The sequence below is a fragment of the Shimia sediminis genome, from assembly GCF_003990645.1.
Classification (GTDB): Bacteria; Pseudomonadota; Alphaproteobacteria; order Rhodobacterales; family Rhodobacteraceae; genus Shimia; species Shimia sediminis.
The window spans coordinates 263883-277015 of sequence record NZ_RYZK01000002.1 but is presented as its reverse complement, the minus strand read 5'-3'; the positions used below and the strand labels follow the sequence as shown (position 1 = coordinate 277015).

Here is a 13133-nt window from a genome sequence, read left to right as displayed (position 1 = left end):
AAGCACATGGCGCTTCCCTTGGGGCGGTTGTAGGGTCGCCCCATGGACAGCGCGCTCACCCTTTCCCAAGACCAGGCTGCGGCCTTTGATAACATCACCGAGATGCTGCGTGCGGCCGGTGTGAACCTCGAAGACAGCCTTCTGACACCACCGCGTGACGGCAAATCTTCGGTGGCTGCGGTCGTTGGCAAGGCCGGATCAGGCAAAACGCTTTTGCTGGCCGAATTGGTGAAAGACCTCGAAGCCGCGGGTGTGCATATTGTTTCCGGTGATTACGAAGGCAAACGCACCAAGGATCGGCGCACCCTTGCCATCCTCGCCCCCACCAACAAGGCTGCCAGTGTTCTGCGTATGCGCGGCGTGCCCGCCACCACGATCCACCGCATTCTTTACACGCCAGTTTATGACCCCGAGTACGAACGTATCGCCGAGTGGCTTGCAGGGCAGGGGGATCGCCCCGAGATCGAGGGGCTGACAGAAGAGGCGCTGAACCGCGCTTTTGCATTCTATCAGACTCACAAATCCATTCCCGGTGCCCTGGCGGCGGCAGGGCTGCGCGGGTCGGATTTCATCACAGGATGGAAACGCCGTGACGAGCCGTTGGATATTGGCTTTGTCGACGAGGGGTCCATGCTCGATGATCGCCAATACGAGGACCTTAAGGAAATCTTCCCCACGCTCCTGTTGTTCGGTGATCCGGCTCAGCTGGCCCCGGTGAACCAATCCGGCGCCATGATTTTTGACACCATGCCGGAACAGTCCAAGTTCGAACTGCACCGCATCCACCGTCAGGATGCCGACAACCCGATCCTCGATCTCGCCCATGCGCTGGCTGATCCGCAGCTTGATTTTCACAGCTTCGAACAGATGGTTGAAGAAACCGCCAAACGGGATGACCGGGTGATCTGGGGACAGCGGGTCGAGGTCGACCTGATGGCGCGCAGCCCTGTGCTGGTCTGGCGCAATGCCACCCGCATTCGTTTGATCAACGCTTTTCGCGCCGTCTATGACGCGCCCGAAGACAGAATGCTCGAAGGCGAGCCACTGATCTGTGACGGCATCGAATTGCCTCTCAAGCACCGCAAAAAGCGTCTCGACCTCGAGGCGCGCGGTCTGATCAAGGGCGCGCAGGTGATCTACCTTGGCCCCGGCCGCAAACCCGGATTCTCTCGCCTGCATGTGATCGGCGCCGAAGATCCACAGGTCTCGGCGGCCTCTATCGTCAAGATCGAGAAACCGGATGAGGAAGAACCCTTTATCCCCTTTGCCGCCCGCATGGGGGCCACGTTTCTGCATGGTGCTGCCGTGACCATCCACAAGGCCCAGGGCTCCCAGTGGGAGGATGTTCAGGTCTTTGCTCCCGATCTTTATGTCGCGGCCAAAATGGGTCGGGTCGAAGCCGGGCAACCGCTTTGGAAACGATTGGCCTATGTGGCGATCACCCGGGCCCAGGAACGTTTGCATTGGGTGGTGCGCAACCGGCTGTCGCGCCCATCAGGGCCACTGCGTGTCGATGATTTGCAGGTCGCGCCCGCGCCTTTGAAGCTTGAGGAGGAAATTCAGTGACATCCATCATCATCACAGGGGCCAGCTCGGGTATCGGCGAAGCCACTGCGCGCGCTTTTCTGGATGCAGGTTGGACCGTGGGCCTTATTGCGCGCCGTGCGGACAGGCTCCAGGCCGTGGCCGATGGGCACGAACGCGCGATCTGTCTGCCCGGCGATGTCACGGACCCTGCGGCCATGGCCCAAGCCTTTGACCGTTTCGCCGAACACACCGGACGGCTTGATGCCCTGTTCAACAACGCTGGTATGTTTGGGGTGCCGGGGCCGATTGACGAGGTGCCGCTGGACAGCTTCGAAGAGGTGTTGAACGTCAACATCCGGGGCATGTTCATCTGTGCGCAACTGGCCTTTAAACAGATGCGCCATCAGTCGCCTCAGGGCGGCAGGATCATCAACAACGGTTCGCTCTCGGCGCATAATCCGCGTCCGGGGTCGATCAGCTACACCACGTCCAAGCATGCCATCACCGGGATGACGCGGACTTTGTCGCTCGACGGGCGGGCCTTTGACATTGCTTGCGGTCAGATTGACATCGGCAATGCGGAAACCGATATGGTGCGCGATCTCAATGCCCGACTGATCGCAGATGGCAGCCCACCGAACCCGACAATGGATGTACAAGACGCTGCGCGGTCCGTGCTGCACATGGCGCAAATGCCGCTAACGTCGAATGTGCAATTCATGACCGTGATGGCAACAAAAATGCCTTACATCGGGCGCGGATAATCGCGACTTACCCGCCCTGGCGTATGAACTGGAAGGCTGCCGAAGCTCCCCAGCCTGCAATGATTGCAATGGCCAGCGACAAGAAGCCATAGGCCAATGGCTGTTGGCGTGACAGGTTGAAAAGCCAACGCTCCAACCCAACCTTGCGCACGTCGATGGTGGTTTCATAGTGCGACACCACCTCGCCACCTCGGGTGAGGAATATCCGGGTAGAGTAATCGCCTTCGGTCAGGTTCGCAGGCAGCTTGATCGAGGTGCGGAATAGGGTCTGCTGATCCACATCCACGGCGCCTTCCAGCATCTGATACAGCCCGTTGTCAGTGCGAATGCGTACCACCGCGTCCGAGAACCGCTGTGCGTTCTGTACGTCCATCGGAGCACCGACCGAACGGATCAACCGCGAGATAGACACCTTGTGGCGCAGGTCTTCCACATGGCTCATGATCTCGTCAAAGGGACCGCTGGTGGCCACGGCATAAAAGCTGGGGGCAAGATCGACATCGACGCTTTCGGTGTTGACCCAAATGCCCAGCTTTTTGGACTTCTTGCGCACTGTGACCGGCTGAGAGGGGCCGGAAATCGCCACAACAACCTCAAGCGGCGGCGAAGACTGAATCTGTTCTTCGCGTTTGACAGCGCCGAACAACAGGATTTCCGAGCCATCGAAATTCGCGGTGATGGCGATGCGGTTCTGGCTCATGCCCAGCACGACCTCTTCCGCCATCAGCGGGCTGGCGAGGAATAGGATCAGGGCGAACAGACGTGCCATCATCTTAATGCCCTCCTGCCGCGCCAAGCGAATACAGCTCGGTTGGCATCAACAGAAGATCCAGCGCCAGTTTACCGCAAACCACCAGCACCATCAGCGCCAGCAGGACGCGCAACTGTTCGGCCTTGAGACGGGTGCCAATGCGTGTGCCGATCTGTGCGCCGATCACGCCCCCTATCAGCAACAAAACCGCCAGCGCCATGTCCACCGTGTAGTTCGTTGTGGCATGCAACAGCGTGGTAAAGGCGGTGACAAAAATGATCTGGAACAGCGACGTGCCAACCACAACCTTGGTCGGCATGCCCAAGAGATAGATCATCGCGGGCACCATGATAAAACCGCCGCCCACGCCCATGATCGCCGCCAGCACACCGACGCACAGACCAACCAGCAACGGTGGGATGACCGAGATGTAAAGGCCGGAAACCCGGAACCGCATCTTGAACGGCAACCCGTGAATCCAGTTGTGGTTCTTGCGTTTTCCGGTCGGAGCGTTGCGTTTTGCGCGCCGGATGGCGTTCAGGCTCTCGATGAACATCAATCCGCCGATGACGCCCAGGAATACGACATAGCAAAGCTTGACCAACAGATCGACCTGGCCCAGCGATTTCAGGTAGTTGAACAGCAAAACCCCCAGTGCTGCCCCGACGAGTCCCCCGATCAGCAGCACCACGCCCATCTTGAGATCGACGGTCTTTCGCCTGAGATGCGCTAACACGCCGGAGAAGGACGAGGCGACAATCTGGTTGGCTTCGGTCGCAACGGCCACGGCGGGGGGGATGCCGATAAAGAACAAAAGCGGCGTCATCAGAAAGCCGCCGCCGACACCAAACATTCCCGACAGGATCCCCACGATTCCGCCCAGCCCCAGAAGGAGAAAGGCATTCACGGAGACTTCGGCAATCGGGAGGTATATCTGCATGTCCTCCTTTAGCGTGTCGCAATGCAGCATTGCAACCTGTCCGACCGGGCTGGACAGCTGAAAAAGGACCGTTTGGACTTAGAAAGCTCGGAAAACTGGCTTCGGGAGACCATTTAGGAAGTTAAGACACCCCTTGGGCCCGCCTAACCCCATGGGGCTATAGCTCAGAAGGTGCGTTCGGCAACCCGAAGGTTGCCGAAACAGAATCAGCGCTCTTTGACGTAGGGCTCGCCACCTGCGCGGGGCGGGATTGCCTTGCCGACAAACCCGGCGAGGATGACAACCGTCAGTACATAGGGCAACGCGCCCAGCACCTGTACCTGCACCTTGATCCCGATGACGGTCTCGATCAGGTCGGGGCGCAGTTCCAGCGCCTGGAACAGACCGAACAACAATGTTGCCCATAGCGCATACCAGGGTCGCCATTTGGCAAAGATCAGAGCCGCCAGCGCGATATAGCCGCGGCCTGCGGTCATATCCTTGACGAACCCGGCCTGCAGGGCGGTGGCCAGATAGGCACCGGCAAGACCACAGAGTACGCCACAGATCATCACCGCCGCATAGCGCAGGCCCACCACCGAAACACCGGCCGTGTCGACCGAGGCCGGGTTTTCGCCCACGGCGCGCAGCCGCAGCCCGAACCGGGTGCGGAACAGCACCCACCATGTGATCGGCACCAGCGCAAAGGCGATGTAAACCAGGATCGGGTGACCCGAAATCAGCTCGTAATACAGCGGTCCAAAGAATGGCACGCCCTGAAGGCTCTCGGCAAAGGGCAGGGTGATCGGCTCAAAACGTGCAGCACCCACCAACTGTGGCGTTCGGCCACCCTGTTTGAACCAGTCCTGCGCGATCAGCACGGTCATACCGCCCGCGAGCATGGTGATCGCCAACCCCGAGATCAGCTGATTGCCCCGGAACGTGATCGAGGCCAGCCCGTGTATGCCCGACAAAACCAGCGAGACGCCGACCCCTGCCAGCAAACCCAGCCAGACTGACCCGGTGCTATAGGCAAAAGCCGCCGAGAAAAACGCCGCTGCCAGCATCTTGCCTTCCAGGCCGATGTCGAAAATCCCGGCGCGTTCAGAGTATAGCCCCGCCAGACAGGCCAGCAAAAGCGGCGTGGCCAGCCGGACCGTGGTGTCCAAAAGTTGCAGAAGGGTCAGGAAATCCATCAGGCGTCTCCCTTCTTGCGCAACGCGAGGAACAGTTTCTCAAGCGGCATGCGCACCATATTGTCGAGCGCCCCGGTGAACAGGATCACCAGCGCCTGAATGACCACGATCAACTCGCGGGGAATATTCGTCCACAATGCCAGTTCCGCACCGCCCTGATAGAGAAAGCCGAACAGGATCGCGGCGAGGAATACGCCAAACGGATGGCTGCGCCCCATCAGCGCCACGGCAATCCCGATAAAGCCTGCGCCCTCGGTCGAGTTCAGCACCAGCCGCTCGCTTTCGCCCATGGTGGTGTTGACCGACATCAGGCCCGCCAGAGCACCCGAGATCAGCATCGAGATTACGGTGATCCGCACCGGTGAAATACCGGCGTATTTCGCGCCGCTTTCCGAATGCCCAAAGGCGCGGATTTCATAGCCCAGCTTGGTGCGCCAGATCAGGAACCAGACCAGCACGCAGGCCGCCAGCGCGATAAAGAACGTGACGTTCGCAGGCGCGCCGCGGAACATGATGGTCTCAGCGGTCGAGAACATGTCGCGGAACGACGGCAGGTGCGTGGCATCCGGAAAGGTCTTGGTCGCCGGGTCCATGGACCGAGGCGGGCGCAGCACGTTCACCAGGAAATAGTTCAGCACTGCGGCGGCGATAAAGTTGAACATGATCGTGGTGATCACGATATGGCTGCCGCGCTTGGCCTGCAGATAGGCCGGGATCAGCGCCCAGAGCGCCCCGAACATGGCCGCCCCCAGGCTCGCCCCGATCAGCGCCAGCGACCAATGTGGCCACGGGATGAACAGGCACACATAGGCCACGCCCAGTCCCCCCAGCATCGCCTGACCTTCGCCGCCGATGTTGAACATCCGCGCGTGAAACGCCACGGCGACGGCCAGCCCTGTGAACATGAAGTTTGTGGCGTAATAGAGCGTGTACCCCCAGCCGGAGGATCGCATCAGCGCGCCATCCACCATCAGCTTGAACGCCGCCCAGGGGTTCTCTCCGATTGCCAGAATGACCAGCGCTGACAGGATGGCTGCCAGAAACAGCGAGATCAGCGGGATCAGGACGATATCCGCCCAATGTGGCATCTTTTCCATGTTATGCGCCCCCCCGCTCTTCGTCTTGCAAGGCAAATTGTTGGTCCACGACCTTGGCTGCATCCGCCGCAGGTTCCTGCGTCACGCCCGCCATCAGCAGGCCCAGCTCTTTCTCGTTGGTTTGGTCGGGCACGCGTTCACCCATGATGTGCCCATCGAACATCACCGCGATACGGTCGCTCAGCGACAGGATTTCGTCCAGTTCCACACTCACCAACAGGATCGCCTTGCCCTGATCGCGCAGCGCAATGATCTGCTGGTGTATGAATTCGATGGCGCCGATATCGACACCGCGCGTGGGTTGGCCGATCAGCAACAGGTCCGGGTTGCGCTCGATCTCGCGCGCCAGGACGATCTTTTGCTGGTTGCCGCCGGAAAAGTTCTTGGCCGCCAGCTTGGGATGTGGCGGACGCACGTCGAAACGGTCCATCTTTTCCTGCGCAATCGCCTGAATCCCGGCGTTGTCCATCAGGATACCCGACTGGTACTCGGGATCGAGGTGATAGCCAAACACCACGTTCTCCCACGCGGTGTACTCCATGATCAACCCTTCGCGCTGGCGGTCTTCCGGCACATGGGCGATGCCTGCATGACGGCGCGATTGCCCGTCCGCACCCTTGCCCATCAGTGGAAGGGTCACGCCATTCATGCGGATGGTACCGGTGCCGTCGGCAAAGCCGCCCAGCACTTCCAGCAACTCTGACTGGCCATTGCCAGCAACGCCCGCGATGCCCAGTATCTCGCCCTTGCGTACGGTAAGGTCGATGCCCTTGACGCGCTCGACCCCTTTTTCGTCGATGACCCGCAGCCCTTCGACTTCCAGCACGACGTCGCCCGGAGTTGCGGGCTTCTTGTCAACACGCAGCAACACCTTGCGGCCCACCATCAGCTCGGCCAGATGTTCCGGGCTGGTCTCAGAGGTTTTGACCGTCGCGGTCATCTCGCCCCGGCGCATCACACTCACCGTGTTGGTGATTTCCATGATTTCACGCAGCTTGTGGGTGATCAGGATAATGGTTTTGCCTTCTTCCCGCAGGCGATCAAGAATGCGGAACAGCTGATCCGCCTCAGCCGGGGTCAGCACGCCCGTCGGTTCATCCAGGATCAGAATCTCGGCACGCCGATACAGCGCCTTGAGGATTTCGACACGTTGCTGGTGGCCGACGCTCAGGTTTTCGATCACCGCATCCGGATCAATGTTCAGCTCATACTCCTGCGCCAGATGCTTCAGCTCGCTGCGCGCCTTGGCCAGCGACGGGCGCAACAATGCACCGTCCTCGGCCCCAAGGATGATGTTTTCCAGAACCGTAAAGTTTTCGACCAGCTTGAAATGCTGGAATACCATGCCAATCCCGGCGGCAATCGCGGCCTGGCTGTCGGGAATGGCGGTCTTTTGACCTTTGATAAATATCTCGCCTTTGTCGGCCTTGTAGAAACCGTAGAGGATCGACATCAACGTCGACTTCCCGGCGCCGTTTTCTCCGATAATGCCGTGGATCGTACCCGGCTGGACAGAAATCGAGATATCCTTGTTGGCCTGGACAGGGCCAAAAGCCTTGGAGATACCTTTGAGCTCGATGGCAGGTGCGGTCATGCAGAATCTCCCTGATCGACAAAGCCGACCAGCCGCCTCAGGCGGCATTCATCGTCGATTTCAATAAAGTACTGGCCCTGTTGTTCCACCCCTTCCGGTGGCGCGAACGCAACCGTGGCAAGGAACGCGCGGCCTGTCTGGTTCAGGTTTACAACCCGGACAGTGCTTCCCGGCGATCTGTCTAAAAACATCGAAACATAGTCGATCAGTTCACCAACGTCCGACATCGGTCTGGGGAACATGGGGTCGGAATAGGTAAATGTATCGCCAATCGCGTCGCGCAAGGCGGCAGCACGAGCCTCGGCATCAGGTTCACACCAGGCGGCAAAAAACGGTTCTATGTATTTGTCTAGCATGGGCAATCCTGATCAGAGGGCCGAAACAGCAAAGGGCCGCGCCGCAATGGCACGGCCCTCGTTATTCAAACTCGGTTCTGATTAAAACTCGTGAACCGGGCAAGAGTCGTTGGTGTAGTAAGCAGTGACTTCCAGATCGCCTGCGATAATGGCGTCACGTGCTTTGTTCACGTCACGCTTCATCTCGGCCGAAATCAGCGACTCGTTGTGCTCGTCCAGCGCCCAGCCAACACCATCTTCGGCAAGACCCAGGGTGGTGAAGCCACCGGTGTCGAGGTTTTCACCATCCTTCATCGCGTTGTAAACGGCGACGTCCACGCGCTTCAGCATCGAGGTCAGAACCTTGCCCGAATGCAGGTGGTTCTGGTTGCTGTCCACGCCGATCGACAGGATACCTTCGTCGGCTGCGGTCTGCAGAACGCCAACGCCGGTACCACCAGCAGCGGCATAAACAACGTCAGCCCCTTGCGCGATCTGCGCCTTGGTCAGCTCCGAACCTTTCACCGGATCGTTCCAGGCCGCCGGCGTGGTGCCGGTCATGTTGGCAACGATTTTGATGTCCGGGTTCACAGCCTTGGCACCCTGTGCATAGCCACAGCCAAAGTGACGGATCAGCGGAATATCCATACCGCCGATAAAGCCAACGGTGCCGGTTTTTGACGCCATCGCCGCCAGCATACCTACCAGGTACGACCCCTGGTGCTCCTGAAAGTTGATCAGCTGCACGTTTGGCGGCACTTCGGGCATCCAGCCGTCAATGTTGACGAACTTGGTGTCCGGGTAATCCGGGGCCACAGCCTCAACCGGCGTGGCAAAGGCAAAGCCGGTGGTGATCACCGGGTTGGCGCCCGCTTCGGCGAAACGGCGCAGCGCCTGTTCGCGCTGGGCTTCCGACTGCAGTTCGATTTCCAGGAACGACTTGCCAAACTCACCGGCCCAACGTGTGGCACCGTTAAAGGCTGCTTCGTTGAACGATTTGTCGAACTTGCCGCCAAGGTCGAAAATCAGCGCCGGTTCAGCAAAGGCCGTGCCAGCAGTGACAGCCACAGCAGCCGCAGCGCCGAGAAGTTTCTTCATCAGGGTCATGTATCTCTCCCAAGTGGTTTCCGGGCCATTTTTGGTCTTAATGCCGGCCCGTCGGACTCATTGATCCAGTCAGATCATCTGCAAGTAAGGCCGCAGAGAGAGGGTAGGGTCAAGGGAGATTTGACGATTTGGTCAGGATTCTGCGATTTCGGCGCCTGACCCTAGGTCAGTGATTTGTGCATGAGCACCGCATCCACCGGTGGTCCCGAGGGGCGCGCGTAATACCCTTTGCGCAGGCCGGTTCGGTGCCAATCTTCCGACTCGTAAAGGTGGATGGCCAGCCTGTTGTCCGCTGCCACCTCCAGAAAGGCGCTGGTTGCACCGCGCCGACGCGCCTCGCCCTGAAAACCCTGCAGGCATCGACGCCCCAGACCCTGGCCCTGATGGTTCGGATGGGTGGCAATCGTGATCAATTCGACCTCGTCCACAATCACACGACCCAGGGCAAAGGCGTCTTGAAAAGACACCATAAAACAATGGGATGAGGCCAAAAGTGCTGTGAATTCCTCTGCCGACCATCCCCGCGATGCGGGAAAGGCGGCGGCATGGATCACCGCCAGCGCCTCGGGTGTCATGACAGGATCACGGGCGCGGGATCGCGCGGTGGCGCAGCGTCCGCGGCCTTGATGTACAGCGGCGCCGGGCGCGCTGTTTTTTCGCGTCGGGTCGCCGCGACTCGGGCGATATTTACGGCCAACCTGTCAGGGTCCGGCGGCAGAACAAGCCTTGGGCCATCGGTCGGGGCCTCGGGCTCCAGACTGGGCGTGCCACCGGGCGGGCAGGTGTAAACCTGTCCTCGCGGCGCCTCGACCCCGGCGATATGCGGGCCCTCAATATCCAGCGAGGTGGCCTCAAAACTCGATACCCCCACCGCAGGGACATCCAGCGCCAGCGCCAACCCCCGTGCCGCCGAGACCGAAATGCGAATCCCGGTGAAGTTTCCGGGGCCGACCCCTACGCCGATCACATTCAGATCATCCCAGGTCACGCCCGCTTCAGCCAGAACCTCTTCCAGCAGCGGCATCAACCGCTCGGCCTGACCCCGCGCCATCTCTTCGCTGCGCTGCACCAAAACCGTGTCGCCACGCATCAGGGCAGCCGCACAATGACGGGCCGAGGTATCAAACCCCAGTACCAAAAGTCCGGTGTCGCTCATCTGTCCTGTGCCTCGTTCAACTGGTCACGGCCCGAGCGCTCTGCCCGATCCAGCCCGTCTTCAATCCTGAGCCACGAATAACACGATCCCGCGTGGCAATGCAGCTGTGGCGGCAGGTCTTCAGCCTGATCCAGAACCCCCAACGGCACATAAACCTGACCCGGCAGGTAATCAAACCGCGCCATCAGCGGCGACCCGCACTCCGCGCAGTTCCACCGCGAGACTCCGGGGGTATGCGAAACGCCATCACCCTGATCCGGCGTTGCCATCAAGTCGTTTTCGCGAAACGCGGCAAAAGCCCCCACCGGACCGCCGGTCCAGCGGCGACAATCGTCACAATGGCAATAGGCCACAGTCAGCGGCGCAGTCCCGGAACGCAAAGAGACGGCGCCACAATAGCACCGTCCCGTAATCTCTTTGGGTGTGGTCGTCATGGCGCGGTGGCTCAAACGGCGACCGGGCGCACCTCGGTCACTTCCGGAATGTAATGGCGCAGCAGGTTCTCAATGCCCATTTTCAACGTCAGCGTCGACGATGGGCAGCCCGCACAGGCGCCTTGCATGTGCAGATACACAACGCCCCGGTCAAATCCGTGGAACGTGATGTCGCCACCGTCCTGCGCCACGGCAGGACGCACGCGGGTGTCCAGCAGCTCTTTGATCTGGCCGACAATTTCACCGTCTTCACCATGGTGTTCCGCGTGACCCGACGGCGCGCCGCCTTCGCCTGCCATCACCGGTTGGCCCGACTGGAAATGCTCCATGATCGCGCCAAGGATGGCTGGCTTGATGTGGTCCCATTCAACGTCATCGGCCTTGGTCACGGTGACAAAGTCCGTGCCAAAGAACACGCCCTTTACGCCCTTGACAGCGAAGATGCGCGTGGCCAGAGGCGAAGCTTCGGCCCCATCCGCCGTCGGAAAATCCGCAGTACCCATCTCCAGCACGGTCTGACCGGGCAGGAACTTCAGCGTCGCGGGGTTCGGTGTGGATTCGGTTTGAATAAACATTGGCGGACCTTTCTTGTCAGGAATGGATATGCGCCTCTGACCTCAAACTGTCAAGGTTTGGAATGATTCTAAACCTTTCAGTCGATACAGAACTTCCACGCCGCCGCCATGGCCTGCCGGTCTGCGGTGGTCGGCACAAGCTCCAGATCCAGGGGCCCGCCATCCACCGGCGCCACGCCAAAGGACAGGTGAATATCCTCTGCGCTTAACATCGCTGCGGCGATCTCATCGCTCAGTTCGGCCGTCAGGGTATAGTCCACATCCGTTTCCGACACCGTGACCGCGGTTGCGTCGATCTCAAAGTCCTGCTGGAATTCAAAGGCCTCCGGGTCCATGCCCACACCGGTGAAAAAGGACACATAACTCCCGTCCTCAAGGTATAGCTCAGAACTGGACATGCTCACCATCGGCGTGCCTCCACTGCAAAACAGCGTCACCCTCTCGGCAATATCATAGAGCTGGATCGGGCTTTGACGCTCAGACCGGGCAATGACGCCCTCGTCCTTGGCAAAAAGCGCAAAGGCGGCAAAGCCGGACGGGGTCACAAGATCATAGCCCGAGGCCTGCGTGCCATCGAGGTGAAACATCGAATGGCTGTCTTCTGCGCTGGCCACCACGAAGACCCGCGCATCAACGCCCATCTCCAGAATATAGGAAATCAACTGACCGGATATCGCCTGGGCCGAGTCACCGTCGATCACCTTGCCCGGCGCCTGAAAACGGTGGAACCCCAGCAGGCTGCCCTTGCCCATGATCCGGTTGACGCCCCCCATAAAGGCGTAGGCACAGGCGCTTTCACAACGCCCGCCTTGCGGATAGTCATCAGCCCCGTGCATATCCAGAGAGCCGTCCGAGGTGCGGAACCACCCTTCGCTGCTACCGACATGGGTGGTCCATTCCCAATCGCGCAACAGGCGACCCAATTTCAGGGCCTCGGCCAGATTGCCGCCAGGACTGTTGAGGATCAGCCGCGCGCCCTCAACACCTTCTTCCTCGACATAAGCCTCAAACCGCTCGGTCAATCCCTTTTCGATGGGCCCTTCAAACAGCACAAAGCAGGTGGCTGCACTGCCCCGCAAACAGGTGAAATCGAGAAAGGATTGCGCGCTGCCGCGCGTACTCAGCCCCAGCGTACAAAGCACGACAAGAGCAGCCAGGCGCAGCATATCAGGTGATCGCTTCCAGCCGTTCCTTGGACAAATCTCCCGGAACAATCGTGATCGGGATCGGCAGGCTGCCCGAGTTGCGTGACATCTGTGTCACCAGCGGGCCGGGACCCTTCTTGTCGTCACCGGCACCCAGGACCAGAACGCCAATCTCGGCATCTTCCCGGATTTGCGCCAGGATTTCGGTCACGGGTTCGCCCTCGCGGATTGCCAGCTCGGGGTCGACCCCCTGCTTGTCCCGCATCCACTTGGCGAAGACTTCGAAATGCGCCACGATCCTCTCGCGGGCCTCTTCGCGCATGATGTCTCCGACACCAATCCAGTGGTTGAATTCATCTGGTGGGATTACCGACAGGATTTGCACGCCCCCCTGCGTATGCGCCGCCCGCATCGCGGCAAAACGCATGGCATTCAGGCATTCACGGCTATCGTCCAACACGACAAGAAACTTACGCATCAGGGTCCTCCATTGCTTGACGACAATGGCGGGAAGCTGGGGCCAGAGCAAGGGC

General features: G+C 60.0%; 15 protein-coding genes. 2 read left to right on the top strand and 13 right to left on the bottom strand.

The features are described 5' to 3' along the window. The first annotated feature begins 42 nt into the window (after positions 1–42). Entirely contained in the window at positions 43–1566 is a 1524-nt protein-coding gene (locus EK369_RS05860; protein WP_127112765.1) for an ATP-dependent DNA helicase, read from the top strand. Further along, a complete protein-coding gene (locus tag EK369_RS05855) occupies positions 1563–2291 on the top strand; it encodes an SDR family oxidoreductase (RefSeq protein ID WP_127112764.1) in 729 nt (242 codons plus the stop codon). The genes EK369_RS05860 and EK369_RS05855 overlap by 4 nt, the downstream gene beginning before the upstream one ends. 7 nt (positions 2292–2298) lie before the next feature. Here EK369_RS05855 and EK369_RS05850 read toward each other — a convergent pair whose 3' ends face one another. From EK369_RS05850 to EK369_RS05790, 13 genes are all read right to left on the bottom strand, one after another. Then, entirely contained in the window at positions 2299–3063 is a 765-nt protein-coding gene (locus EK369_RS05850) for a TIGR02186 family protein (RefSeq protein ID WP_127112763.1), read from the bottom strand. Between the two features lies 1 nt (position 3064). Further along, positions 3065–3982, bottom strand: coding sequence for a sulfite exporter TauE/SafE family protein (locus tag EK369_RS05845; protein ID WP_127112762.1), 918 nt, complete (start codon positions 3980–3982; stop codon positions 3065–3067). 206 nt (positions 3983–4188) lie between these two features. Further along, positions 4189–5157 carry an ABC transporter permease gene (locus tag EK369_RS05840; protein WP_127112761.1) on the bottom strand — a complete coding sequence of 323 codons (969 nt, stop codon included), beginning with the start codon at positions 5155–5157 and terminating at the stop codon, positions 4189–4191. Beyond that, positions 5157–6254 (bottom strand): ABC transporter permease, encoded by a 1098-nt coding sequence (locus EK369_RS05835; protein WP_127112760.1) that lies wholly within the window; start codon positions 6252–6254, stop codon positions 5157–5159. Before EK369_RS05835 ends, EK369_RS05840 begins: the two co-directional genes overlap by 1 nt. A gap of 1 nt (position 6255) precedes the next feature. Beyond that, on the bottom strand, positions 6256–7848 hold the full coding sequence (locus tag EK369_RS05830; protein ID WP_127112759.1) for an ABC transporter ATP-binding protein: 1593 nt from the start codon (positions 7846–7848) through the stop codon (positions 6256–6258). After that, positions 7845–8204 carry a molecular chaperone GroEL gene (locus EK369_RS05825; protein ID WP_127112758.1) on the bottom strand — a complete coding sequence of 120 codons (360 nt, stop codon included), beginning with the start codon at positions 8202–8204 and terminating at the stop codon, positions 7845–7847. Before EK369_RS05825 ends, EK369_RS05830 begins: the two co-directional genes overlap by 4 nt. A gap of 81 nt (positions 8205–8285) precedes the next feature. Beyond that, positions 8286–9290: a BMP family lipoprotein gene (locus tag EK369_RS05820; protein WP_127112757.1), complete on the bottom strand. Its 1005-nt coding sequence runs from the start codon at positions 9288–9290 to the stop codon at positions 8286–8288. 161 nt (positions 9291–9451) lie between these two features. Then, positions 9452–9865 (bottom strand): GNAT family N-acetyltransferase, encoded by a 414-nt coding sequence (locus tag EK369_RS05815; protein WP_127112756.1) that lies wholly within the window; start codon positions 9863–9865, stop codon positions 9452–9454. Continuing rightward, positions 9862–10446, bottom strand: coding sequence for a tRNA (adenosine(37)-N6)-threonylcarbamoyltransferase complex dimerization subunit type 1 TsaB (gene tsaB, locus EK369_RS05810; protein ID WP_127112755.1), 585 nt, complete (start codon positions 10444–10446; stop codon positions 9862–9864). Before tsaB ends, EK369_RS05815 begins: the two co-directional genes overlap by 4 nt. Then, the gene (locus tag EK369_RS05805; RefSeq protein ID WP_127112754.1) at positions 10443–10880 is read right to left on the bottom strand and encodes a GFA family protein; all 438 of its coding nucleotides are present in this window, start codon (positions 10878–10880) and stop codon (positions 10443–10445) included. The genes tsaB and EK369_RS05805 overlap by 4 nt, the downstream gene beginning before the upstream one ends. An 11-nt stretch (positions 10881–10891) precedes the next feature. Then, positions 10892–11455, bottom strand: coding sequence for a NifU family protein (locus tag EK369_RS05800; protein WP_127112753.1), 564 nt, complete (start codon positions 11453–11455; stop codon positions 10892–10894). 77 nt (positions 11456–11532) lie between these two features. Then, positions 11533–12621 carry a COG3904 family protein gene (locus EK369_RS05795; RefSeq protein ID WP_127112752.1) on the bottom strand — a complete coding sequence of 363 codons (1089 nt, stop codon included), beginning with the start codon at positions 12619–12621 and terminating at the stop codon, positions 11533–11535. A 1-nt stretch (position 12622) separates the two neighbouring features. Then, positions 12623–13078: a universal stress protein gene (locus EK369_RS05790; RefSeq protein ID WP_127112751.1), complete on the bottom strand. Its 456-nt coding sequence runs from the start codon at positions 13076–13078 to the stop codon at positions 12623–12625. Positions 13079–13133 lie beyond the last annotated feature (55 nt).